At 71.8% G+C, this 24,457-nt stretch carries 23 protein-coding genes; 12 read left to right on the top strand and 11 right to left on the bottom strand.

Going from position 1 to position 24,457, the window contains the following annotated elements; translation table 11 throughout:
- Window positions 1-325 precede the first annotated feature (325 nt).
- The 3 genes from GGD88_RS15220 (at window position 326) to GGD88_RS15210 (ending at window position 4,552) form a co-directional block, all read left to right on the top strand.
- Window positions 326-1,723, top strand: a complete 1,398-nt coding sequence (locus GGD88_RS15220; protein ID WP_184436959.1) for an aspartate aminotransferase family protein — start codon at window positions 326-328, stop codon at window positions 1,721-1,723.
- A 219-nt stretch (window positions 1,724-1,942) separates the two neighbouring features.
- A complete protein-coding gene (gene hemA, locus GGD88_RS15215; protein WP_184436957.1) occupies window positions 1,943-3,157 on the top strand; it encodes a 5-aminolevulinate synthase in 1,215 nt (404 codons plus the stop codon).
- Window positions 3,158-3,271: 114 nt separating this feature from the next.
- Window positions 3,272-4,552 (top strand): MFS transporter, encoded by a 1,281-nt coding sequence (locus GGD88_RS15210; protein WP_343056392.1) that lies wholly within the window; start codon window positions 3,272-3,274, stop codon window positions 4,550-4,552.
- A 43-nt stretch (window positions 4,553-4,595) separates the two neighbouring features.
- Here the strand turns inward: GGD88_RS15210 and GGD88_RS15205 are convergent, their stop codons facing one another.
- From GGD88_RS15205 to GGD88_RS15190, 4 genes are all read right to left on the bottom strand, one after another.
- Window positions 4,596-5,276, bottom strand: a complete 681-nt coding sequence (locus GGD88_RS15205; RefSeq protein ID WP_184436955.1) for a peroxiredoxin — start codon at window positions 5,274-5,276, stop codon at window positions 4,596-4,598.
- Between the two features lie 146 nt (window positions 5,277-5,422).
- The gene (locus tag GGD88_RS15200) at window positions 5,423-6,448 is read right to left on the bottom strand and encodes a histone deacetylase family protein (protein WP_184436953.1); all 1,026 of its coding nucleotides are present in this window, start codon (window positions 6,446-6,448) and stop codon (window positions 5,423-5,425) included.
- A 79-nt stretch (window positions 6,449-6,527) separates the two neighbouring features.
- Window positions 6,528-7,541 (bottom strand): tyrosine recombinase XerC, encoded by a 1,014-nt coding sequence (locus GGD88_RS15195; RefSeq protein WP_184436951.1) that lies wholly within the window; start codon window positions 7,539-7,541, stop codon window positions 6,528-6,530.
- Between the two features lie 96 nt (window positions 7,542-7,637).
- On the bottom strand, window positions 7,638-8,822 hold the full coding sequence (locus GGD88_RS15190) for a LysR family transcriptional regulator (protein WP_246423808.1): 1,185 nt from the start codon (window positions 8,820-8,822) through the stop codon (window positions 7,638-7,640).
- A gap of 234 nt (window positions 8,823-9,056) precedes the next feature.
- Between GGD88_RS15190 and GGD88_RS15185 the strand changes: the two genes are divergently transcribed.
- The 6 genes from GGD88_RS15185 (at window position 9,057) to kce (ending at window position 16,369) form a co-directional block, all read left to right on the top strand.
- Window positions 9,057-9,938 carry an ABC transporter permease gene (locus tag GGD88_RS15185; protein ID WP_184436949.1) on the top strand — a complete coding sequence of 294 codons (882 nt, stop codon included), beginning with the start codon at window positions 9,057-9,059 and terminating at the stop codon, window positions 9,936-9,938.
- Between the two features lie 26 nt (window positions 9,939-9,964).
- Complete coding sequence (locus tag GGD88_RS15180; protein WP_184436947.1) at window positions 9,965-10,759, top strand: ABC transporter permease; 795 nt, start codon at window positions 9,965-9,967, stop codon at window positions 10,757-10,759.
- 104 nt (window positions 10,760-10,863) lie between these two features.
- On the top strand, window positions 10,864-12,018 hold the full coding sequence (locus tag GGD88_RS15175; RefSeq protein WP_184436945.1) for an extracellular solute-binding protein: 1,155 nt from the start codon (window positions 10,864-10,866) through the stop codon (window positions 12,016-12,018).
- 144 nt (window positions 12,019-12,162) lie between these two features.
- Window positions 12,163-13,287 carry an ABC transporter ATP-binding protein gene (locus GGD88_RS15170; protein ID WP_184436943.1) on the top strand — a complete coding sequence of 375 codons (1,125 nt, stop codon included), beginning with the start codon at window positions 12,163-12,165 and terminating at the stop codon, window positions 13,285-13,287.
- Window positions 13,288-13,987: 700 nt separating this feature from the next.
- Window positions 13,988-15,403 (top strand): aminotransferase family protein, encoded by a 1,416-nt coding sequence (locus GGD88_RS15165; protein WP_246423807.1) that lies wholly within the window; start codon window positions 13,988-13,990, stop codon window positions 15,401-15,403.
- 36 nt (window positions 15,404-15,439) lie between these two features.
- Window positions 15,440-16,369 (top strand): 3,5-dioxohexanoate:acetyl-CoA acetone transferase, encoded by a 930-nt coding sequence (gene kce / locus GGD88_RS15160; protein ID WP_184436941.1) that lies wholly within the window; start codon window positions 15,440-15,442, stop codon window positions 16,367-16,369.
- Window positions 16,370-16,391: 22 nt separating this feature from the next.
- On the opposite strand, the gene GGD88_RS15155 is transcribed toward kce, so the two are convergent.
- Window positions 16,392-17,633 (bottom strand): putative manganese transporter, encoded by a 1,242-nt coding sequence (locus tag GGD88_RS15155; protein ID WP_184436939.1) that lies wholly within the window; start codon window positions 17,631-17,633, stop codon window positions 16,392-16,394.
- Between the two features lie 227 nt (window positions 17,634-17,860).
- Here GGD88_RS15155 and GGD88_RS15150 point away from each other — a divergent pair, with 227 nt between their 5' ends.
- From GGD88_RS15150 to GGD88_RS15145, 3 genes are read left to right on the top strand one after another with little or no spacing between them, the layout of a single operon-like run.
- Window positions 17,861-18,562, top strand: coding sequence for an ATP-binding protein (locus GGD88_RS15150; RefSeq protein ID WP_184436937.1), 702 nt, complete (start codon window positions 17,861-17,863; stop codon window positions 18,560-18,562).
- A gap of 14 nt (window positions 18,563-18,576) precedes the next feature.
- Window positions 18,577-18,711: a hypothetical protein gene (locus tag GGD88_RS19190; protein ID WP_281392959.1), complete on the top strand. Its 135-nt coding sequence runs from the start codon at window positions 18,577-18,579 to the stop codon at window positions 18,709-18,711.
- Window positions 18,708-19,532: a potassium channel family protein gene (locus GGD88_RS15145; protein ID WP_184436935.1), complete on the top strand. Its 825-nt coding sequence runs from the start codon at window positions 18,708-18,710 to the stop codon at window positions 19,530-19,532. The genes GGD88_RS19190 and GGD88_RS15145 overlap by 4 nt, the downstream gene beginning before the upstream one ends.
- Before the next feature lie 73 nt (window positions 19,533-19,605).
- Here GGD88_RS15145 and GGD88_RS15140 read toward each other — a convergent pair whose 3' ends face one another.
- The 6 genes from GGD88_RS15140 to ruvB all read right to left on the bottom strand — a co-directional run bounded on the left by GGD88_RS15140 (window position 19,606) and on the right by ruvB (window position 24,457).
- Window positions 19,606-20,193 (bottom strand): RsmD family RNA methyltransferase, encoded by a 588-nt coding sequence (locus GGD88_RS15140; protein ID WP_184436933.1) that lies wholly within the window; start codon window positions 20,191-20,193, stop codon window positions 19,606-19,608.
- A 231-nt stretch (window positions 20,194-20,424) separates the two neighbouring features.
- Complete coding sequence (locus tag GGD88_RS15135; protein WP_184436931.1) at window positions 20,425-21,378, bottom strand: energy transducer TonB; 954 nt, start codon at window positions 21,376-21,378, stop codon at window positions 20,425-20,427.
- 30 nt (window positions 21,379-21,408) lie between these two features.
- A complete protein-coding gene (locus tag GGD88_RS15130) occupies window positions 21,409-21,867 on the bottom strand; it encodes a biopolymer transporter ExbD (RefSeq protein WP_184436929.1) in 459 nt (152 codons plus the stop codon).
- A 58-nt stretch (window positions 21,868-21,925) separates the two neighbouring features.
- A complete protein-coding gene (tolQ, locus tag GGD88_RS15125; RefSeq protein WP_343056391.1) occupies window positions 21,926-22,825 on the bottom strand; it encodes a protein TolQ in 900 nt (299 codons plus the stop codon).
- Between the two features lie 10 nt (window positions 22,826-22,835).
- Window positions 22,836-23,327, bottom strand: coding sequence for a YbgC/FadM family acyl-CoA thioesterase (locus tag GGD88_RS15120; RefSeq protein ID WP_343056390.1), 492 nt, complete (start codon window positions 23,325-23,327; stop codon window positions 22,836-22,838).
- Window positions 23,324-24,457 (bottom strand): Holliday junction branch migration DNA helicase RuvB, encoded by a 1,134-nt coding sequence (ruvB, locus tag GGD88_RS15115; protein ID WP_184436927.1) that lies wholly within the window; start codon window positions 24,455-24,457, stop codon window positions 23,324-23,326. Before ruvB ends, GGD88_RS15120 begins: the two co-directional genes overlap by 4 nt.

Raw genomic sequence — 24,457 nt, 5'->3', positions numbered from 1 at the left:
TCAAGGTCATCAAGCGGATGGCCTACGGTTTCCGGGATGACGCCTACTTCTTTCTCAAGATCCGCGCCGCTTACCCCGGAATTCCGTGATGAACCATTTTTTTGCCGGGTAACTGCAACGTGTCCGTGACATTGCCGGTGCCTTGTGTCAATTTCCCTTGACTCACACGGCCGGCCGCCGTGAGGTGGACAGGCAGACGGCCCGGTCGCCGCCCGTTCCGGACCGCTGTGATCCCGGCAACCCCGTGGGGCCGCAGGCCGCCGGGTTCGGCCCCGCCGACCCGTTCGCGCCCGTCCCTGCGGTCCGACCTGGAGACCGCCGCGCGATGACTCAGGTCCCGCGTCCCAACTCCGCCGCCGCCCGCGACGTGCGCAGCCAACTGCATCCTTACACCAATCCGGTGCTGCACGAGCAGAGCGGACCCATGGTCGTCACCCGGGGTGACGGCGTCTGGGTCGAGGACGAGCGCGGCGACCGTTACATCGAAGGGCTGGCCGGGCTGTGGTGCACGGCGCTCGGGTTCTCGGCGGAGGAACGGCTGGCCCGCGTCGCCTACGAGCAGATGCGCCGGCTGTCGTTCTACCATCCCTTCGGCCACAAGGCCCACGTGCCGGGCATCGACCTGGCCGAGGCGCTGCTGGCGATGGCCCCGGTGCCAATGTCGAAGGTGTTCTTCTGCAACTCGGGCTCCGAGGCCAACGACACCGCGATCAAGTTCATCCGCTTCTACAACAATGCCCTGGGCCGGCCCGAGAAGAAGAAGATCATCAGCCGCCTGAAGGCCTATCACGGCGTCACTGTGGCCAGCGCCAGCCTGACCGGGCTGCCCAACAACCACCGCGACTTCGACCTGCCGCTGGCGGGCATCCTGCACACCACCTGCCCGCACCACTACCATGGCGCCGCCGAGGGCGAGAGCCCGGACGCCTTCGCCAGCCGCTGCGCCGAGGAGCTGGAGGCGCTGATCCAGGCCGAGGGGCCGGACACCATCGCCGCCTTCTTCGCCGAGCCGGTGATGGGCGCCGGCGGCGTCATCGTGCCGCCACCGACCTATTTCGAGAAGATCCAGGCGGTGCTGAAGCGTCACGACATTCTTTTCGTGGCCGACGAGGTGATCTGCGGCTTCGGGCGCACCGGCAACCCCTGGGGCTGCCAGACCTTCGACCTGAAGCCCGACATGATCGCCTGCGCCAAGCAGCTCTCGTCCGGCTACCTGCCCCTCGCCGCCTTGATGATGACAGAAAGCGTCTATGAGGTGATCCGCGACAATGCCGGCCGCATCGGCATCCTGGGGCACGGCTACACCTACGGCGGCCACCCGGTGGCCTGCGCCGTTGCGTTGGAGACCCTCGCCATTTACCGGGAACGGGACCTGTTCGGACACGCCGCCGCGGTCGGCCCGCGCCTCCAGGCGCGGCTGCGCGACCTGGCCGATCACCCGCTGGTCGGCGAGGTGCGCGGGGTGGGCCTGATCGGGGGCGTCGAACTGAGCCGGGACAAGGCCAGCCGCCAGCCGTTCGATCCCGCCCAGGGGGTGGGGGCGGCGATGACCCGCCACCTGCACGCCCACGGCGTCATCACCCGCGTCATAGGGGACACGGTGGCGTTCTCGCCGCCGCTCATCATCACCGAAGAGGAGATCGACACCATGGTCGACAGAGTCGCCCGCGCCCTGGACGACACCCTGGCCTGGTGCCGGGCCGAGGCGCTGGTGACGGCCTAGGCCGCGCCGGCGCGTGCCGTGGTCCGGTGCGGGGCAACCGGCGCTCCGCGGGGGATCGGACCGATGGCGGCGGCCGGCCCATCACGCCCAATTCCCATGTTCCCCCGCCTGCCGTTGCCAGGACCATCAGGGCCGCGCTACCTTCGCGGAGAAGGGCCAGGATCCAGGACATGGTGGCAACGTGGATCGGGGCATCGTCTGACCGAGAGGACGTGACCGATGGAGTACAAGAGCTATTTCGCGGACCGTTTGCGTGATCTGCGCGACGAGGGGCGGTATCGCGTGTTCTGCGACCTGGAGCGCCGAACCGACCGGTTCCCGAAAGCCATCAACCATCGCGACGGCAAGACGTACGACGTCACCATCTGGTGCTCGAACGACTACATGGGCATGGGCATGCATCCCGTGGTCACCGGCGCCATCGCGGACACGGTGCAGGCCTGCGGGTCGGGCGCCGGCGGCACGCGCAACATCTCCGGCACCACGCACCATCACGTGCTGCTGGAGGACGAGCTGGCGTCCTGGCACGACAAGGAAGCGGCCCTGATCTTCACCAGCGGCTACGTGGCCAACCTGACCACGCTGATGACGCTGGGCCAGCAGATCCCCGACCTCGTGATCTTCTCCGATGCCCTCAACCACAACAGCATGATCGAGGGCGTGCGCCATTCCCGCGCCCCCAAGAAGATCTTCAAGCACAATGATCCGAAGGACCTCGACCGCCTGCTGTCCGAGTATCCGCGCGCCCAGCCCAAGCTGGTGGCCTTCGAGTCGGTCTACTCCATGGACGGCGACATCGCCCCCATCGCCGACATCTGCGATGTGGCGGAGAAGCATGGTGCGTTGACCTTCCTGGACGAGGTGCATGCCGTCGGCATGTACGGCGAGCAGGGCTCGGGCGTGGCCGAGCGCGACGGCGTCGTCGACCGCATCGACATCATCCAGGCCACCATGGGCAAGGCCATCGGCTGTATCGGCGGCTATATCGCCGGCGACGCCGATCTGGTCGACTTCGTGCGCAGCTTCGGCGCCGGCTTCATCTTCACCACCTCGCTGCCGCCGGGCATCGCCGCCGGCGCCCGCGCCAGCATCCAGCACCTGCGCGCCCACAACGAACTGCGCGTGCGCCATCAGGAGCGGGCGGCGACCCTGAAGCGCCGGCTGCGCGAGCTGAACCTGCCGGTCATGGACTCGGTCAGCCACATCGTGCCGGTGCTGGTGGGCGACGCCGCGCTGTGCAAGCAGGCCTCCGACCTGCTGCTGACGCGGCACAACATCTACGTCCAGCCGATCAACTACCCGACCGTGCCGCGCGGCACCGAGCGTCTGCGCATCACGCCGACGCCGCTGCACGACGACGCCCTGATGGACCATCTGGTGGCGTCGCTGCTGGATGTCTGGAGCAGCCTCGGCATCAACCAGCAGGCGGCCTGATACCGCCCCACCCCGCGCGCCGCAGCGCGGACCGACCCCACCCAGCCCCCGCGCCGGCCGCCGGCGCGGGGGTCGTGCGTTCGACCCCACCCGTCGTCCCCGAGACCCGCCGCCGTGACCGCCGCCCCGCTCCGACCTCCGCCGCAGGCCCCGCCCTCTCCGCCGCCGACGCTGCTGATCGCCGCCCTGTGCGCCGCCGAGGTGCTGACCATGATCGGGGTGTTCGCCTTCGCGGCCCTGCTGCCGGCCTTCATGGCGGCGTGGGACCTGAGCAGCACAGAGGCCGGCTGGATCGGCGGCATCGTGTTCGCCGGCTACGCCGTGGCGGCGCCGGTGCTGGTGGCGCTGACCGACCGGGTGGACGCCCGCCGGGTGTTCGTCGGCGGTGCCCTGCTGGCCGGCGGCGCCAACCTGGCCTTCGCCGTCGCCGCCGATGGGTTCTGGAGCGCGCTGCTGCTGCGCGCCCTGGCCGGGGTCGGGCTGGCCGGCACCTACATGCCCGGCCTGCGGGTCCTGGTCGACCGCCTGCCACCGGCGCGCCGCCCGGGCGCGGTGCCGCTGTATACCGCCTCGTTCAGCCTGGGCAGCGCCGTGTCCTATCTGATCCCGGCCCTGGTGGCGGACCTGGCCGGCTGGCGGACCGCCTTCGCCGTGGCGGGGCTGGCCGCCGTCGCCGCCACCGCGCTGCTGGTGTGGCTGCCGCGGCACCGCCCGGAGCCGCCCGCCGACGGCGCGCGCGGCGCCCTCCTGGACTTCCGGCCGGTGTTCGCCAGCCGGGCGACCATGGGCTACGTGCTGGGCTACGTGGCCCACATGTGGGAGCTGTTCGCCTTCCGCGCCTGGATCGTCGCCTTCCTCGGCTTCGGTCTGGCGGCGGGCGCGACCGGCCCGGCCGACGCCGGCGGGACCGGGCTGCTGGCACCGGGATCGGTGGCGACCTGGGGCGCGCTGGTCGCCATGGCGGCCAGCATCGGCGGCGCCCGGGTGGCGACGCGACGCGGGCGGGCCGCCACCACGCAGGTGTTCATGGCCGCCTCGGCCCTGATGGCCCTCGGCTTCGGCTGGTGCGCCGGCCTGCCCTACCCGGTGCTGGCCGGGCTGGCGATCCTGTACGCCGGCCTGATCCAGCTCGATTCGGCCGCCCTAACCACCGGCGCGGTCGAAACCGCCCCGGCCGGCCGGCGCGGCGCCACCCTGGCGGTACACTCCCTGCTCGGGTTCGGCGCCGCCTTCCTGGGGCCGCTGCTGTTCGGCCTCACGCTCGACCTGGCCGGCGGCCGCGACTCGGCGGCCGCCTGGGGCGTGGCCTTCGCCCTGGTCGGGGGGATCGGGCTGCTCGGCATCCCGGCCCTGGCGCTGGCGCGCGGGCGGCCCCGCACGGCGCGCGGCGGATGACGCGCAGGTGCCCCGCCGGCGCCACGCGCGGCCGGTGCCGGTGCTACAGCGTGCGCTCGCAGAAGTACCAGTCGGTATACGCGTAGCCAGCGTCAGCCCGCGCCGCCGCCTCGGCAGCGGTCTTCGGCGGCGGCACGATGACCTTGGCGCCCGGCTGCCAGCCCTCCGGCGTGGCCACGCCGTGGGCATCGCTGACCTGAAGCCCCTTGAGCAGACGCAGGACCTCCGGCACCGAACGGCCGTTGCTCATGGGATAGTAGATCATGGCGCGCAGGGTGCCCTGGGGGTCGATCAGGAAGGTCGCGCGCACCGCCGAGGTGTCGGAGGCGCCCGGCTGGATCATGCCGTAGGCCCGCGCCACCTGCATCGACAGATCGGCGATGATCGGGAACGGGATGGCGACACCGAACTTCTCCTGGATGTTCCGGATCCAGGCCAGGTGCGAGAAGGTGGAGTCGATCGACAGGCCCAGAAGGTCGCAGTTCAGCGCGTCGAAATCGTCGGCGGCACGGGCGAAGGCCATGAACTCGGTCGTGCACACCGGGGTGAAGTCGGCCGGGTGCGAGAACAGCACCAGCCAGCGGCCGCGGTAGTCGGCCAAGCTCTTCGGGCCGTGCGTGGTCTCGGCGACGAAGTCCGGGGCCGGCTCGTTCAGGCGCGGCAGCCCCATGGTCGTGGGGGCGGTGGAGGCGGTGGGGGCAACGGCGGTCGCGGTGGCAGTCATGGGCGGGCTCTCCTCTCCGGGTGGGTGCCGGCGGTGTGTGGCCGACGCGGCGTGTATGAGAGGACCCTAATAGAGCAAATGACCCCAGTCCAATTGATGGTATTGTGCCGTTTGATCGGTCCGGCCGATTGTTCCGCCCACCGCCCCTACCGGGCCCCCAGAACACCGCCCACCACCTGCTCCAGGTTCTCCGCCAGCACCGGCGAGACGTAGCCGCCCTCCTGCACCAGCACCAGCGGTCGGCCGAACGCCCCCAGCAGCGCCCCCACGCGCGCGAACCCGTCCGGGGTGATCGCCAGTCCGCCAAAGGGATCCTCGGCCGAGGCGTCGAGCCCGAGCGCCACCACCAGCACGTCGGGCGCGAAGGCGTCGATGCGGGCCAGGGCCGTCTCCACCGTCTCCAGCCACGCGGCATCGCCGGTGCCCAGCGGCAGCGGAAGGTTGAGGTTGAAGCCCAGCCCGGGGCCGCGCCCGCGCTCGGCGGCATGGCCCCAGAAGAAGGGGTAGAAGTCGGCCGGGTCGGCGTGGACCGAGACCGTCAGCACGTCGGCGCGGTCGTAGAAGATGGCCTGGGTGCCATTGCCGTGGTGCAGGTCGACGTCCAGCACCGCCACCCGGCGGCCGGCGGCGGTCAGGTCGGCGGCGGCGATGGCGCTGTTGTTCAGATAGCAGAAGCCGCCGGCCAGGTCGGGGCCGGCGTGGTGTCCGGGCGGCCGGCACAGGGCATAGGCGACACGCTCGCCGTCGTGCACCGCGCGGGCCGCGGCCACGGCGCCATGGGCGCTGGCGCGCACCGTGGTCCAGGTCTCGCGCAGCACCGGGCAGGCGTAGTCCCCCAGGTGGTAGCCGGCCTGCCCCACGGCGGCGCGCGGGTAGGCGCCGTCGCGGCGGTCCGGGAACACGTTCGGCCGCACCGCCGCGCTGGCGCCGGGCAGGCGCTGCCAGCGGGTCCAGATGGTGCGCAGGAAGTGCAGGTACTCGGCGGTGTGCACCCGGGCCAGCGGCGCGTCGCCGGAGTCGGGCGGTGCCTCCGGGGTCAGGCCAAGGTTCGAGACCGCCCGCAGAAGGTGGTCGATCCGGGTCGGCTGTTCCGGGATCGGGCGCAGGGTGCCGTTGACCAGGAAACTGTCACCGGCGTGGGCGCGCTGGGCCGGCGAGAGAAAGACGCGCATGGATCCACCTCGGATGCAGGGACAGGGGCGGGGGGCACGGGGCCAGCCTACACGCGCCCGCACGCCCCCGCATCAGGCGTCAGCCCTCCTCCACCCGCGCCCGCGCCCGGGGATGGGCGGCCTGGTACAGCCGGTGCAGACGGCCGCCGTCCACCGCCGTGTAGCGCTGGGTGGTGGACAGCGAGGCGTGGCCCAGCAGCTCCTGAATGGTGCGCAGGTCGCCGCCGCGCGCCAGCAGATGGGTGGCGAAGCTGTGCCGCAGGGCGTGCGGGGTGGCGTCCTCCGGCAGCCCCAGCAGGGCGCGCAGCCGCCGCACCTGGCGTTGCACCACGCCGGGGTTGAGGGGGCCGCCGCGCACCCCGACGAACAGCGGGTCGTCCGGCCCCAGCGCGAACGGGCAGGCGGCCAGGTAGTCCGCCACCGCCGCCGCCACCACCGGCAACACCGGAACCAGGCGCTGCTTGCGGCCCTTGCCGGTGACCACCAGGGTAGCGCCCGACGGCGCGTCGCGCCGGGTCAGCGCCAGCGCCTCGCCCAGGCGCAGGCCGGCGCCGTACAGCAGCGTCAACAGGGCCGCGTCCCGCTTCGCCACCCAGCCCTGATCCTGGAGCGTCGGCGCGGCGGCCAGCGCCTCGCGCGCGGCGTCCTCGTCCAGGGCGCGCGGCACCCCGGGGCGCGGGCGCGGGCCGCGCACCTGGGCGATGGCGGGATTGTGGGCCAGGCCCTCGCGGTCGAGCCAGCGGTAGAAGCCGCGCAGGGTGGACAGGCTGCGCGCCTGGGTGGTGCGCGAGACCCCGCCCGCGCCGCGCCAGGCCAACCAGGCGCGCACATCGGCGGCCGGCAGGGTGGCGAGATCGGCCAGGGTCGGCGGGCCGCCCAGGTGCTCGCCCAGAAAGGCGAGGAACCCGGCCAGATCACGGCCGTAGGCGTCCAGGGTGTGGGCACTGGCGCGGCGCTCGCCCCACAACCAGGCGCGCCAGCGCGCCACCGCCGCGCGCACGGCGGCGTCCCCGGCGACGGGGGCTTCCGGCGTCGCGGGCGCGTCGGGAGCCTCCACCCCGTCGGCGTTCGAGGGGGTCTGTGACACGTTCATGAACCGGCTCCGCACCGAATGGCGCCGTCATGGTGCGCCATCGGACCACGGTCCGCAAACCCCCGAGATCAAACCCCCGAGATCAAATCCCCGGGATCACGCCGGCCGCGCCAGCGCCCCGGACTCGCCGGCAGCCGCCAGGCTCTCCGGGTAGACGAACACCCCGCCCGGGGCGCGGTGCAGCTCCGCCGTCAGCAGGTCCAGGAACAGCCGCTCGGCGCGCGACAGGTTGGTGCGCGGGTTGGTGACCAGGAAGATGTCCACCGCCGGCGGCCGGGCCTGCGCCTCTCCGCCGGGGTCGCCGACCGCGGTATCCGGCACGGGATCGTAGGGCGGCAGCCGCCACAGCAGGCCGTCGCGCACATCGCGGGCCACGGCGTGGATGGGCAGCGGGCCGATGCCGAGCCCGGCCACGATCATGCGCCGCACCTCCTCCAGGTTGGCGGCGGTGCCGACGGTGCGGCCGTCGAGGCGATGGTGCGCCCGCAGCACGGCGATGGCCCGCAGGGCATCGTTGGGGCTGTCGGTGCCGAACGAGACGAAGGTCTCGGCCCGCAGGTCGTCCACCGTCAGGTCGCGGCGGCCGAACAGGCGGTGCGCCGGGCCGCAGAAGAAGCCGAAATGCTCCCGGAACAGCAGCCGATAGTCGAGCTGCGGATGGGGCTGGCCCACCAGCCCGATGCCGGCGCTGGCCTGGCGCGACAGCACCGTCTGGGCGACCACGCTGGAGCGCGCCACCTCGATGTCCAGCGTCACCAGCGGGTGCTGGGCGTGGAACCGCGCCAGCACGGAGTCCAGCGGCGGGAACACCACGTGGCTGGCCAGCACCAGCCGGATGTGGCCGTCCAGGTCGGCTTCGCCGTCGATCATCAGATGACCCAGCCGCCCGATGGCGCCGCAGATGTCCTGGCACTCGCGGTACAGCACGGTGCCCTGGTCGGTCAGCTCGAAGCGGCCCGGGGCGCGGTCGATGAGGCGCTGCCCCAGGCGGTCCTCCAGCCGCTTGAGGGCGTTGCTGACGCTGGGCTGGCGCAGCAGCAGGCGGTTGGCGGCCCGGGTGATGGAGCCTTCCTCGACGATCACCATGAAGGTGTGCAGCAGGTTCCAGTCGAACTCCCGGCGCGCCAGCGGCGACGCCTCGGCGGCCCCCTGGGCTTGGGGCTGGAACTGGGATTGGGATTGGGGTTGGGGTTGGGGCTGGGCCGGGCCGCCGGCCTCCGGGCTCGCGTCCACCACCGTCCCGTCGCGCCCCGAGCCGACGGGCTCCTCGCCGGTCATCATCGGCCCACCCCCTATAGACCTGGACTATCCATTGCATTGTCCGTATCTATTTGCGCTATGTCCATCTCACAGGCGTCATAGCCCGAAAGACGGGTTCAAGGCGCGTGAGGTCGCGTCCCCCGTCGCCGCGCACCGCGGCGCGTCACACCCGGCTCCGCCGGAGGCGGGCACGACGCCACACTGCGGGCGGACACGGGGAAAGTTCACGGCATCACGGCGACGGGAGGCGCCCCCATGGCCGCATCCGCTTCCCCGGCGGCCGGGTTCGACCGGCGGCCCTGGCTGCTGCTGTCGCCCGCGCTGGCGTCGGTGACCCTGCTCTTGGTCATCCCGACGCTGTTCATCGTGGTTTATTCGTTCTGGCTGCGCACCGCCACGGGGGCGGAACAGGTCGGCTTCTTCCTGGACAATTGGGAAGAGGTCCTGACCGACCGCTTCTATCGCGATATCCTGCTCCAGACCCTGCGCATCGCCGCGATCTCCACGGTGATTTGTGCCCTGGTGGGCTACATCCCCGCCTACTTCATCGCCTATACGCCGACCCGCCACAAAGCGCTGCTGCTGCTGCTGCTGATGCTGCCGTTCTGGGTCAGCTACATCATCCGCACCATGTCCTGGATCAACATCCTGGGGGTGTCGGGCGCGGTGAACAGCGCGCTGCTGTGGGCCGGGCTGGTCGATGAGCCGATCCAGATGCTCTACAACGAGGCCACGGTGATCCTGGGCCTGGTGCATTTCCTGCTGCCGTTCATGATCCTGAACATCTACGTCAGCCTGGACGGCATCGACCGCAGCCTGACCGACGCCGCGCGGTCGCTCGGCTGCACCGGCTGGCAGGCGTTCCGCGAGGTCACGCTGCCGCTGTCGGTGCCGGGGCTGGCGGCCGGGTCGCTGCTGTGCTTCGTGCTGGGGGCCGGAACCTACATCACGCCGATGGTGCTGGGCGGGCCGACCAACGCCATGTTCGCCAATCTGGTGTTCGAGGCCATCGTCACCCAGCTCAACTGGCCGCTGGGCTCGGCGCTGTCGCTGCTGCTGCTGGCGCTGCTGGGGGCGCTGGTGATGGTCTACAGCCGCTTCCTCGGCATCGACCAGATCGCCAAGAGCTTCCGCTAGCGCCGCCGGGAGAGGGGAGACACGTCATGAGCCTGGCCTGGACCGCCATCCGCCTCGGCACCGTGCTGGTCTACCTGTTCATGTTCGCGCCGGTGGCGGTGGTCATGCTGCTGTCGTTCAACGCCAACCAGTTCGGCAGCTTCCCGCTGGAGGGGCTGTCGCTGCGCTGGTTCGTGGCCCTGATCGAAAACGACGCCATCGTGCGCGCGTTCCAGACCTCGCTGGTGCTGGGGCTGCTGACCAGCGTGATTTCCACCACCATGGGCGTGCTCGCGGCACTGGCCATGGTGCGCTACGACTTCCCGGGCAAGCGCCTGATCTCCACCGCGCTGATCGCGCCGATCCTGGTGCCGGAGGTGGTGCTGGCGGTGGCGCTGCTGCTGTTCCTCCAGGCCCTCGACGTGCCGCGCAGCTTCTTCCTGCTGCTGATGGGGCATGTGATCTTCACGCTGCCGTTCGTCGTGCTGGTGGTCCAGGCCCGGCTGGTGGGTATCCGGCGCGAGTACGAGGAGGCCGCGCTCAGCCTGGGGGCCAACGCCTTTCAGACCTTCCGCGAGGTCACCCTGCCGCTGATGCTGCCGGCGGTGCTGGCCGGCATGCTGTTCTCGTTCACCATCTCGTTCGACGACATCACCGGGACGCTGTTCTGGAAGCCCGGCGGGGTGGAGACCGTGCCGACCCAGATCTTCGCCATGCTGCGCAATTCGATCAGCCCGGAGATCAACGCCCTGGGCACGGTGATGGTGGTGTTCACTGTCGCCCTGCCGCTGCTGGGGGCGGCGCTGGCGCGGCGGCTGGCGGCGCGCATGTCGGGCCGTTAGGGAGGGCCGGGCGCCCGGGCATGGACGCAAGGGCCGGCCGGCCCGACGTCCTTGCAGACACACAAGAACCACGAACCGACGATCCACAGGGAGACGACAGCACCATGGACGACACCAAGCGTTACGAGCGCCTGCTGGAGCGCTATCGCAACGGCGACATCGACCGCCGCGGCTTCCTCGGCCTGATCGGCGCCGCCGGCCTGGCCGCCGGGCTGGTCGGCGGCCCCATGACGATGCTGGCGCGCCAAGCCCGCGCCGCCACCCCCGACCAGGTCCGCTTCGACGGCTGGGGCGGCGTGGTCTCGGAAGCCTTCCGCGAGTACGCCTTCGAGCCCTACACCGCCAAGACCGGGATCGCGGTCGTCGACGGCACCTTCGGCGGCGCCGACGAGTACCTGGCCCGGGTCAAGGCCAGCCAGCCGGGCGAGTTCAACATCGCCCATCTGTCGGGCGTGTTCGACTACGCGCGCTACCACAACCTGGGCCTGTCCACGACCCTGAACGAGGACAACATCCCCAACCTGAAGCTGGTGATCACCGCGCTGATGGACGCCTTCCGCCCGATCACCGGCGGGGCGCTCTCGGCCGCGCCGTACGATTACGGCACCACCGGCATCGCCTACAACCGCAAGCACGTCAGCGACGACGAGGCCCGGGCGCAAGGGGCCAACCTGCTGGTCAACCCGGACTTCAAGGGCAAGATCGGCGGCTGGGGCGAGTGGAAGACCCGGATCTGGTACGCCGCCCTGCAGACCGGCCAGGACCCGAACGGCATCGAGGACATGGACGCGGTCTGGGACAAGCTCCGCGAGCACCGCGACCTTCTGCTGAAGTACTGGAACTCCGGCGCCGAGCTGATGAGCCTGCTGGCCGAGGAAGAAATCTACGTCACCGAGGCCTGGTCCGGCCGCGTCAAGGCGTTGCAGGAGCAGGGCCACGACATCGGCTACCTGGACCCGCCCGGGGGCCTCGCGTGGCAGGAATGCCTGTTCGTCATCAAGGGCAGCCCGATGGCCGCCTGCGAGGAACTGCTCAACTTCATGCTGGAGCCGGAGGTGGCCATTGCCGTCGCCGAGGGCCAGAACTACCCGCCGGCGCTGGACCCGACCAAGGTCGAGCTGACGGACAAGGTCCGCGCCCTGCCGGCCTTCGACCCGACCGGCACGCTGGAGTCGCTGAACTTCTTCGACCCGGACTACTGGAACAGCCACGAGGGCGAGTGGTCCAAGACCTTCGGGCGCGTGCAGAAGGGGTATTGAGGCCGCCGCCCGCCATCCTGAACATGCCGGACGGGGGTTGCACCCCCGTCCGGAACCGTTCAACGGTCGGCTGCGGAAAACGGTTCCGGGCGGCAGTGCAACTCCCGCCCGACGGTAACTGATGTCAACACGGACCCGCCGCCCATGAGCACCTCCCCCCCCGCGGTCGACCTGGACGGCGTCGAAAAGCGCTTCGGCGAGTTTGTCGCGGTGCGCCCGACCGACCTGACCGTGCCCGAAGGATCGTTCGTCACCCTGCTCGGCCCCTCCGGCTGCGGCAAGACCACCACCCTGCGCATGATCGCCGGCCTTCTGGACCCCACCGCGGGTGACATCCGCATCAAGGGTCGGTCGGTCACCGCCGTGCCGATCCACAAGCGCAACCTGGGCCTGGTGTTCCAGAACTACGCCCTGTTCCCGCACAAGAGCGTGTTCGACAACGTCGCCTTCGGCCTCAAGTACCGGGACGTGAAACGCGACGAGGTCACCCGGCGCGTGCGCGACGCCCTCACCCTGGTGCAGTTGCCGCACGTCGAGGACCGCCGCCCGATCCAGCTCTCCGGCGGCCAGCAGCAGCGCATCGCGCTGGCCCGCGCCATCGTCATCCAGCCCGACGTGCTGCTGCTGGACGAGCCCCTGTCCGCGCTGGACGCCAACCTGCGCGAAGAAATGCGGGTGGAGCTGAAGCGCATCCAGCGCGAACTCGGCATCGCCACCGTGTTCGTCACCCACGACCAGTCCGAGGCGCTGGCGATGTCGGATTCGGTGGTGGTCATGAACCAGGGCTGGGTGGAGCAGATGGGGCCACCCGAACAGGTCTACAACGAACCGGCCAGCGCCTTCGTCGCCGACTTCCTGGGCCATTCCAACATCCTGGCCGGGCGGGTGGCGGGCGAGGACGGCGGCTTCGTCAAGGTGATCACCGACGCCGGCGCCACCATCCTGTGCCACACCCGCGACCGCGCCGGCCGCCCCGAGGGCGAGCGGGTGCGCCTGGTGATGCGGGCCGAGCGGCTGCTGCTGGCGGAGCGCCACGACCCGGCCCCGGGCCACAGCATCATGGATGCCCGGGTGCGCACCGTGGACTACCTGGGGCAGAGTGCGCGCTACTTCCTGACCACCACCGGCGACGCCGGCGATCCGGGCGCCGGCGTCGACCTCCAGGCCATCAACCCCATCGACCGCACACCGTTCCCGGAGGGTGCGGCGGTGCAGGTGCGGGTGCGCGGCGAGGACTGCGTGCTGCTGGACGGCGATGCGGATGGCTGACCCGGCGGTCTCGCGCCCACGCTCGCGAGGCGGCGCCGAGGTGTCACGCGGTCCCACGCGGGAGCGTGGGACCGAGAGAACCCCATCTCGCGCCCACGCTCCCGCGTGGGCGCCCGACCAGGGGCGCAGGGTCCTACGCGGGAGCGTCGGACCGAGAAAGGATGGCTGACCGGCCCCGCCGCGTCCGGGGGTACGGGTGGCGCCGCCGCCTCGGTGGTTCTTTCCAGCAACGGGGCAGGAGATGACCACCAAGACACCAAGGCACCAAGGGGGCAGCACCCGGCCGCGCCCGTCGGCGCGGACCTCGGCGTGGTCGACTTTGTTTTTCATGTTGTGCTGAAGGTCGAGGCGCGTGATGCAGAGTCGGGATCGTGCAACGCCTTGGTGCCTTCGTGCCTTGGTGGTTCTTTTCATCGACGGGCGCAGGAAATGACCACCAAGACTCCAAGGCACCAAGGGGGCATGACCCGGCCGCACCCGTCGGCGCGGACCTCGGCGTGGTCGACTTTGTTTTTCATGTTGTGCTGAAGGTCGAGGCGCGTGATGCAGAGACGGGATCGTGCAACGCCTTGGTGCCTTCGTGCCTTGGTGGTTCTTTTCGGCGACGGCAGTGGAGACAGACCACCAGGACACCAAGGCACCAAGGCCGCGCGTCAGGCCCGCTCCTGCAAGCCGCCCGCCGCTAACCACAGGTGACACCATGGATCCGGTTTCGATCACCCCCACCGCCGTCCCGGAGGCCCCGGCCGACTACGCCCCGGCGGTGCCCGACATGGACGCCGGCCCGGCGCCCTCGCACCTGTTCTACCAGTCGCGCCAGCGCCGCCCGCTGCTCGACCGGGCCCAGGGCGTGCACATCTGGGACACCACCGGCAAGCGCTACCTGGACGGCTCCTCCGGCGCCATGGTCAGCAACATTGGCCATTCCGACCCGGTGGTGCTGGCCGCCATGCGCGCACAGATGGACAAGTCCACCTTCGGCTACCGCCTGCACTTCGAGAATGCCCCGGCCGAGGAGCTGGCCCGCCTGGTCGCCAAACTGAGCCCGCCCGGCCTGGACCGGGTGTTCTTCGTCTCCGGCGGCTCGGAGGCGGTGGAGAGCTGCCTCAAGCTGGCGCGCCAGTACGCCGTCGCCACCGGCGAGGCGGGCCGGTTCAAGGTCATTTCACGCTACCCCAGCTACCACGGCGCGACCCTGGGAGCCCTGGCGTTAACCGGCTACACCACCATGACAGCGCCGTTCGCGCCGATGATGCACGAGATGCCGAAGATCCCGGCGCCCACCTGCTACCTGGACCGCGACACCCTCAGCATGGACGAACGCGGCCGCCGCTATGCCGACATGCTGGAGGCCGAGATCCTGCGCCAGGGGCCGGAGACCGTGCTGGCCTTCATCATGGAGCCGATCGGCGGCGCCTCCACCGGGGCGCTGGTGGCCCCCGACAGCTACTATCCCCGCATCCGCGAGATCTGTGACGCCTACGGCGTGCTGCTGATCCACGACGAGGTGATGACCGGCGCCGGCCGCACCGGCCGCTTCCTGGCCGGCGAGCACTGGGACCTGGTGCCGGACCTGATCGCGCTGTCCAAGGGCTTCGCCGCCGGCTACGCGCCGCTGGGCGCCATGGTCGCGCCCGGGCAGATGGTCGAGGCGGTGATGGAGCACGGCGGCTTCATCCACGGCTACACCTACGCCGGCAACCCGCTGGCCTGCGCCGCCGGTCTGGCGGTGCTGAGCGAGACCGTGCGCCGCGACCTGCCCGGCCATGCCGCCAAGGTGGGGGCGGTGCTGAAGGACCGGCTGGCGGGCCTGATGGACCGCTTCCCGATCATCGGTGACGTGCGCGGCAAGGGCCTGCTGCTGGCGATGGAACTGGTGGCCGACCGCAACACCCTGGCCCCGCTGCCGCCGGAGCGCATGGCGGCGGCGCGGCTGGTCGATCTCGCCTACGACCGGGGGCTCATCATCTACTGGCGCCGCACCCGGGGCGGCTACGTCGGCGACCACGTCATGGTCTGCCCGCCCCTGATCCTGGGCGAAGACCAGATCGACGAGATCCTGGACCCGCTGGAGGACGCCCTCACGGTCCTGAGCCGGGAGCTGGGGATGGCGTGATGCGGACCATCCTTGTGAGATAGGGAACTCATCCTGATGCCCACCCCCGTCATCATCACCTGCGCCGTCACCGGCTCGGTGCACACGCCGACCATGAGCCCGCATCTGCCCATCACGCCCGACCAGATCGCGGAACAGGCCATTGCGGCGGCGGAGGCCGGGGCCGCGATCCTGCACCTGCACGCGCGCGACCCGGAGACCGGCCGGCCGTCGCCCGACCCGGCTCTGTTCCTGCGGTTCCTGCCCCGCATCAAGCAGGCCACGGGCGCGGTGGTCAACGTCTCCACCGGCGGCGGCATGCCGATGACGGTCACCCAGCGCATGGAGGCCGCGGTGCGCACCGCGCCGGAGATGGCATCGTGCAACATGGGCACGATGAACTTCGGGCTGTTCCAGGCGCTCGACCGCTGGACCGACTGGACCCACGCCTGGGAACCCGAGTTCCTGGAGGCGAGCCGCGACTTCGTCTTCAAGAACACCTTCGCGGATATCGAGGCCCTGCACAGCACCCTCGCCGACGGCCACGGCACCCGCTTCGAGTACGAGTGTTACGACCTGGGCCACCTCTACACCCTGGCCCACTTCGTCGACCGGGGGATCGCGAAACCGCCGCTGTTCCTGCAATTCTGCCTCGGCATCCTGGGCGGCATCGGCGCCGACCCGGAGAACCTGGTGACGATGACGCGCACCGCGGACCGGCTGTTCGGCGACGCCTACCGCTTCTCGGTGCTGGGGGCGGGGCGCCACCAGATGCGGCTGGCCACCGTGGCGGCGGCGCTGGGCGGGCACGTCCGCGTCGGCCTGGAGGACAACCTGTTCCGGGAGAAAGGCGTGCTGTCCGAAAGCAATGCCGAGCAGGTGCGCGCCGTCCGCGCGGTGGTGGAGGGCCTCGGCCGCCCCGTCGCCGGCCCGGACGAGGCGCGCGCCCTGCTGGGCCTAAAGGGCGGCGACCGGGTGGGATTCTGACCCCCCACCCGGGGCCGCCCGCTCAGCCCCACACCGCGTAGGCGCCGTAGCCCACGATCAAGGCCGGGAGGGCGCTGTACACCGTCGCCACCGCCGCCGCCTTGGGCGCCACCGCGATGGCCGGGAACAGGGCGTCGCCGTCGTTGGCGATGGCGTTGCCGAGCTGTGCCGACAAGGGCGCGATCCCCGACAGATACAGCGTGGTGACCACGATCTGCGGGCCGCAGCCCGGGATCAGGCCGACCAGGACGGCGATCAGCGGCACCCACGGGGCGGCGGCCTGGAACAGCGCCCCCAGGTCCAGGCCCAACCCGGCCATCGCCAACTCGTAGGCGGCGAAGGCGAACACCACCCAGGCGGTGACGAAGCTGGTGGTGGCCACGATGGGCGCGAGGTCCACGCCGCCGCGCGCCGGTTCCTCGCCGCCGGCGCCGGCCTCCATGCCGCGCCCGCGCAGCACCCACAGCACCAGCGCACCCGCCGCGCCGATCACGCCGATCCAGTGCACCGGCGCCACCCCGAGCACCGGGGCCAGCCAGGCGTCCGGATCGACCTGGAACGCCAGCAGGATGCCGAGCGCCACGCCGGGGCCGAGCAGCAGGATCCACAGCCGCTCGATGCGGGCCGCCACGGGGCTGGGCGCCGCCTCTGGATCGGTGCGGTCGCAGGCCGCCCCGCACGCGGCGCCGCTCACTCCGGCGGGCGCCGTCGGGCGCAGGAAGCCGGGACCGTGGATCGCGTCCACCGCCCAGCCGGAGAGCACGCCGACGACCATGCTGATCCCCAGCACGAGCAGCGCCACCTCCGGCGCCTGCGCCAGCAGCAGGAACATGGCATCGCCCATGGTCGCGGTCAGGGTCGCCACCACGCCGCCCAGGCTGAGGTGACCACGGGTGTACTGGGTCAGCGCCACGATGGCGCCACCGCACCCCGGGAATGCCCCCAAAAGGGCGGCGATGGGGACCTGCCAGCGGGCATGGCGGCGCAGCAGGCTGCCCAGGTCGGTGCCCAGCCCGCGCTCCGCCAGCGCCAGCAGCACCAGGGTGCCGGCCACGAACACCGCCACCGCCAGATAGGCCTCGCTGAGCGCCCCCAGCAGCAGCGCCGGCCCGTCGGGGACCGCCAGGGCGGCCACGGCCAGGGCCAGCAGCGCCAGTGCCCGCCGGATCGGTCCCGTCAGGGGCGGCAGTCCGGCGCGACCGCCGCCGGCAGGGCGGAGGCCGCTGGTGAGGGTACGTGTGGTGGCCGCAATCAGCGTCGTCATGGGGCGCTCCCGAGTCGGTGGCGGCCGGGCAGGGCCGTATTGCGAATCATTCTCAACATTAATAGGGCATGGATCATCGGCCGTCCAACAGGGATTTCGTCCTCCTTTGATCGACCCGTCCGATCATCTCCCGCGGCCCCGATGCCTTTCCCCTGGGCTTCGACGGCGCCTCGGGTGCACACTGGGGGCAGGCCGGACAGTCCCCGCCGGCAGGCCCGGAGCCCGCGATGACGGAGACGGAGACGGACCGCGTCGTGCCGGACGCGGCCTCGCTTGCGTGTATGGACGAAGCCACCATCGACACCACCGGCGACGGGCTGTTGCTCCGCGCTCTGCTGCCGCCGCGTCACGGCCTGGTGGCCGCCGAGGCCGCCGCCGCCGCGCCCGACCTGGCCGTCCGCGCCGAGGCCGCGGTTGCCGCCGGCGGCCTCGCCCTGCTGCTGAGCGCCGCCTCGGCCTGGCGCCTCGACGTCGCCCAGGCCGTGGTGACCGCCGCCCTCCGGCACTGGCCCGGGCTGGAAACCCGCCGCGACGGCCTACGGCTGGCGGTGCACGAGGCCGTGGTCAACGCAATGCTGCATGGCTGCCTGCGGGTCCCGCCGCACCTGCGCAGCGACGCCGCCGGGTGGCTGGCGCACAGCGCCGCCGTCGACGCCGCCCTGGCCGACCCGGAGCGCGGCGACCGCCCGGTTCTGGTGACCGTCACACCGGAGCCGGACGGCTGGACCGCCTGTGTGGTCGACCGCGGTCCCGGCTTCATCCCGCCGTGTCCGGACAACGCCGACCCGGCGCCGGCCGATCCACCGGCGACGCGCCCGCGCGGGCGCGGCATCGCCCTGATGCGCGCCATGTGCGAGACGGTCCGTTGGGAGGAGGGCGGCCGGTCCGTGCACCTGACCATTGCGCAGCGACCGTCCCGGGACGCATAAAGCGGGATGGGCCGGTGCCCTTGTGCCGCCGTCTCGACGCTCCGTTGCGGGAGAAGCCGTCCATGACCCTGCGTGCCCGCCTGGCGCGGGAGCTCGACCCGGCCCTGCGCGCCGCCCTCGACGAGGCCGGCGGGGACGACCCGGCATGACCGACCGTCCGGGCACCGACAGGACACCCGAGAGCGACGCGCCGCCGCGCCTATCCCTCAAGCTGCGGCTGACGACGCTCTACACCGGGCACGGGCGCCAGGCGACCCGCTTTCGCTACGGTCTGATCGTCTTCGATCTCTGCACCATCGCCTTCATCGTCGCCACGCTGCCGATGGTGGCCACGCCCCCGATCATCGTGGCCGATATCCTGATCGGGCTGGTGGTGCTGGCCGACCTGGCGGCGCGGCTGTGGATCGCGCCCAACCGCCGCCGCTACCTGCTGCGGCTGACCACCCTGGCCGACGTGGTGGTGGTGTTCTCGCTGCTGCTGGCGCCGCTGCTGGCCGGCAATCTGGCGTTCCTGCGGGTGCTGCGGCTGGTGCGGCTGTTGCATTCCTATCAGGTGCTGCGCGACCTGCGGCGGGAAACCCCGTTCTTCCGCCGCAACGAAGACCTCATCATCAGCGTCATCAACCTGGTCACGTTCCTGTTCGTGGTCACGGCGCTGGTGTTCGTGCTCCAGCACGAGGTCAATCCGGCCATCGCCAGCTATGTCGATGCGCTGTACTTCGCGGTCGCCACGCTGACCACCACCGGCTTCGGCGACATCACCCTGACGGGCACCGGCGGCCGACTGCTGTCGGTGGTCATCATGGTCGTGGGGGTGGCCCTGTTCCTGCGCCTGTTGCAGACGGTGTTCCGCCCGCCCAAGGTGCGCCACACGTGCCACAGTTGCGGCCTGAGCCGGCACGATGTGGATGCGGTGCACTGCAAGCACTGCGGCGAGACCCTCAAGATCGAGACCGAAGGCGAGGGCTGAGGCCGGGTCCACGCCGGAGCGTGGACCCGGGAGAACCTGGGGCCTCGCGCCCATGCGTCCGCGTGGGCACACGCTACCCGTCTGGGCCGCCGTCGGCCCGCCGCAGGATGCGCAGGCGGACACGGCCATGGCTGCGATCGTCGCAGGGCGCGAACCCCGGTGGCGCGTCGAACGGCTCTGTACGGGCCGTCTCCACCACGCACAGGGCGCCCGGCGCCAGCCAGCCGGCGGCGTCCAGCGCCGCCAGGGCGGGGCCGGCCAGGCCGGCCCCATAGGGCGGATCGAGCAGCACCAGGGTGGGCGGCGCCCGGTCGGCCGGCCGCGCCGGCGGCCGGGTGACATCGCCGGTCAGCACGTGCACCGCGCCGGCCACCCCCCAGTCCCGCGCCCGCCGCGTCAGCGCCCGCGTCAGGGCCGCGTCCCGCTCCAGGAACACGACCTCGGCGGCGCCGCGCGACAGGGCCTCGAATCCCAGCGCGCCGGTGCCGGCGCAGGCGTCCAGGACGGTCGCGCCGGCCAGTGCGAAGCGGCCGTCGCCCTGGAACCGATGCACCAGGACATCGAACAGCGCCGCGCGGGCGCGCTCCGAGGTGGGGCGGACGGCGTGGCCGGGCGGCGCCTCCAGGCGGCGCCCGCGCAAGTCTCCGGATGTAATACGCATGGGGTCAGTCTATCCGGCCGCGGGCGCGGGACAAGCGGGGCGGACGGAAAACCGGCGGTGCGGGGGGAACGCACCGCCGGCAAGGAGGATTGGAAGAACGTGAAGGGGACGCTCTCAACGGTTCCAAGCGTACCCACCCCGCACTAACCGCGGCCTTTCCCGGCCATGAACAATTCGTCATGCCTGGTCCCACCCGGACCGGTCGCCTGCGCGACGGCGGATGGGCACAGCCTACTGCGGTGTGAACACGAACGTGAAGTCGTTGAAGTAGTCGTAGTACTCGCGCGGAATCGGCAGCGGGCTGGACAACAGCACCGCCCGTCGGGCCGAATCCGCGAACGCGGTGAAGAACGGGTCGCCGCCGTAGGATCCGGAGCCGCCGATCACCTCCGCCCCCACTACGGTGCCGTCGGGCTGCACCCGCACCCGGATCTCGACCGACATGCGCAGCACGTCGCGGCCGCCCACGTTGAAGCGCCAGTTGGACCGGACGTGATCGGCGATGCGCATCTTGTAGGCATCGAGCTGGGTCATGGTCAGGCGGTCGGACAGCCGGCCTCCGGTGTTGGAGCGCGGCGCGGCCGCCCCGGTTTCGGCGCGCGGCTCGCTGGCAGCCCCCCCCTCACCCGTCAGGTCGCGCAGCATCGAGTCGAACACCGTGTCCGGCGCGTCGGGCTGCGCGGCCGGCGGCGTCGCGGCGGTCTGCGCCGGCGGTGTGCGCTGTGGCGGACGCGGCGGGGCGACCGGCTTGGCGACCGGCACGGGCGGCGCCGGGGCGGTGACCGCCTCGGGCTCCGGCTGCGGTTCAGGGTCGGGTTCGGGCACGGGTTCCGGCTCGGGTGCTGGCTCCGGCTCCGGCGTGGGCACGGGATCCGGGACAGGCTCGGGCGCGGGCGCCGGTTCCGGCTCCGGGACCGGTTCTGGAGCCGGTTCCGGCTCGGGCGCGGGAGGCGGCGGCGCCGGCTCGGGGGGAGGTTGGGGCGCCGGCTCCGGGTCCGGGTCGGCCTCTGGCTGCGGCGGTGTCGGCACCGGCGTGATCGACGTGGTTTCCTCGCCGATCTCCACCAGCTCGACCAGCATGGCCTGACGCTCCGGCGGCTCCCGCAGGATCTGCGGCAGCCCCAGCCACGCGATCACCACGATCGCGCCGTGCATCAGGGCGGAGACGAGAACACCGCGCGTCATGATCGCATCACTCGGTTGCCATCGCGCCGGTCACTGCGCCGCCGCGGCCCCGCCGGCCGTGGACGGCGGTTGCGTGATGAGCGCGACACGGCGATAGCCGCCGTCGTACAGCGCGCCCATGGCGGCCATCACCCGGCCATAGGGCACGCCGGCGTCGCCGCGCACATAGACGCGGGCCTCGGGGTTGGCGCCGGTGATGGCGTCGACCCGCGCCGCCAGGGACTCCAGCGGCACTTCGGTCTGGTTCAGGAACAGGGCGCCGTCGGCCTGCACCGTCACCGTCAGGGCGGTGTTGTCCTGGTCCAGGCTGGGGCTGGCGGCGCGCGGCAGTTCGACGTCGACACCGGTCACCAGCAGCGGTGCCGTGACCATGAAGATGACGAGCAGGACCAGCATCACGTCCACCAGGGGCGTGACGTTGATGTCGCTCATCGGCTGGCGGCGGCGGCGCCCACCGCCGGAGCCGCGGGGTTGCAGGCTGGCCCCCATCGGCGCGGGTCCTCGTGTCGGGGTCGCGGGTCGGACGACGGAACGCGGGGCGGGACGGTCAGGACGCCGCGCCGCCGCCGCGCTCCTCGATCTGGCGCGACAGGATGGCGCTGAACTCGCCGGCGAAGGTCTCCAGCCGGCGGGCGTAGCGGTCGATCTCGTTGGACAGCTTGTTGTAGGCCACCACCGCCGGGATGGCGGCGACCAGCCCGATGGCGGTCGCGAACAGGGCCTCGGCGATGCCCGGCGCCACCGTGGCCAGGCTGGTGTCGCGCGACGCACCGATGGCGTGGAAGCTGTTCATGATGCCCCAGACGGTGCCGAACAGCCCGACGAAGGGGGCCACCGCGCCGGTCGAGGCCAGAAAGCCCAGGCGGCGTTCCAGCCCCTCCATCTCGCGGCTCATGGTGATCTGCATCACCCGCTCGACCCGCTGCGGCAGGCTGGCGGTCAGGCCGCCGGCCCCGTCGCGCCCGGTGGCGCGGCGCCACTCCCGCATGGCGGCGGTGAACAGCAGGGTCATGGGGTCGCGCGGGTTCGGCCCCAGGCGGTCGTAGAGGTCGTCGAGCGAGCCGCCGGACCAGAACCGGTCCTCGAAGGCATCGGCGCGCCGGAACAGGGCGCGCAGACGCACCACCTTGTCGAAGATGATGCCCCACGACCAGACCGAGGCAAACACCAGCAGCAGCATCACCCCCTTGACGATGATGTCGGCCTGCCAGAACAGGCTGATCGGGTCCAGCTTGGTGGCGGCGATCCCGTCGGGCGCGCCGGCCAGGGGCGGCGGGCTCAGCAGGCCGCCGCCGGGGGCATCGGGCAGGGTCTCGCGGCCGGCCGGAGCGACCGGGGCGGCATCGGGCCGGGGCGGTTCCGCCTGCACCAGATCGGCCATACCACTGCCCAGCGTGGCGGCCCAGTCGCCAAGGCTCCCGGCGATGTCGAAGATCACTGTGTCCATGGGGTGTCCGTCATGACTGCGGCGGGGGATCGTCGGGCGCGCCGACGGTCTGGTGGGCGCGCAGGGCGCGCCGCAGGGCTTCGGGAATGCGCGCCGGCCGGGCGTGGCCGTTCATCACCGCCAGCCGCAGGCGCAGCGAGACCAGCGGCTGCTGGTCGCGGCGGATGTCCTGCGCCACCCGCATGCTGGCGCCGCCCAGCTCCAGGATCCGGGTCTCGACCATCAGCAGGTCGTCCAGCAGGGCAGGGCGGTGGAACGTGGCCTCGCAGTGCTGGACCGCGAAGCCCACGCCGGCCTCGACCATCAAGTCCTGATGGCTGAGCCCGAAGCGGCGCATCATCTCGGTGCGGGCGCGTTCGGCGAAGCGCAGGTAGTCGGCGTGGTAGACGATGCCGCCGGCGTCGGTGCACTCGTAGTACACCCGCACCGGAAACACATGCACACCGTTGCGGAACACGCCACCGGCGGGCACCGGGTCCGTGGACGGCTGCGTCGCACTCACGAGTCTGGTCCCTCCTCCTCGGCATCCCCGTTCGGGGTCTTGGGCCGGCGGTCGGTCTCGTCGTCTCCGTCCTGGCCGCCCAGGAGGTCGTACTGGGTGGCGGCCGGACGTGGCGGCGGCGTCAGCCCGAGATGGCGGTAGCCGCTCTCGCTGACCATGCGGCCACGCGGCGTGCGCTGGATCAGCCCCTGCTGGATCAGGAACGGCTCGATCACCTCTTCCAGCGTGTCGCGGGCCTCGGCCAGCGCGGCGGCGATGGTCTCCACCCCCACCGGCCCGCCGCCGTAGTGCCGCACCAGGCACTCCAGGTAGCGACGGTCCATGGCGTCGAGGCCGCGCGCATCCACCTCCAGGCGGCGCAGCGCGGCATCCGTCGCCACGCGGTCCACCGTGGCCCGGCCGGCCACCGCGGCGAAGTCCCGCACCCGCCGCAGCAGGCGTCCGGCGACACGCGGCGTGCCGCGCGCGCGGCGCGCGATCTCGGCCGCGCCGTCGGCGGTCAGGGCCAGGCCCAGCATCTCCGCGCCCCGGCGCACGATCGCCTCCAGGTCCTCGGGCTCGTAGAAGGTCAGGCGCACGGGAATGCCGAAGCGGTCGCGCAGGGGCGTGGTCAGCAGGCCCGACCGGGTGGTCGCACCCACCAGGGTGAAGGGCTTCAGGTCGATCCGCACCGAACGGGCCGCCGGCCCCTCCCCGATGATCAGATCGAGCTGGAAATCCTCCATCGCCGGATACAACACCTCCTCTATGGCGGGATTGAGGCGGTGGATTTCGTCGATGAACAGGACGTCGCCACGCTCCAGGTTGGTCAGGATGGCGGCCAGGTCGCCGGCCTTGGCGATCATCGGCCCGGCGGTGGCGCGGAAGCCGACCCCCAGTTCGCGGGCAATGATCTGGGCCAGGGTGGTCTTGCCCAGGCCGGGCGGGCCGTGCAGCAGCACATGGTCCATGGCGTCGCCGCGGCCGCGCGCGGCCTGCACGAACACGCGCAGGTTCTCGCAGGCCAGGCGCTGACCCACGAAGGCATCGAAGGTGCGCGGCCGCAGGGCCGCGTCGCCGCCATCCTCGGCCTGGGCGGCGCCGGAGACGAGGCGGTCGCGGGACGGATCGTCGCGGTCGGTGGCGGCCAT

This window comes from Roseospira goensis (assembly GCF_014197795.1).
Taxonomy (GTDB): Bacteria; Pseudomonadota; Alphaproteobacteria; order Rhodospirillales; family Rhodospirillaceae; genus Rhodospira; species Rhodospira goensis.
The sequence above is the reverse complement of the archived record's forward strand: the minus strand, read 5'-3'. Positions and strand labels throughout refer to the sequence as shown.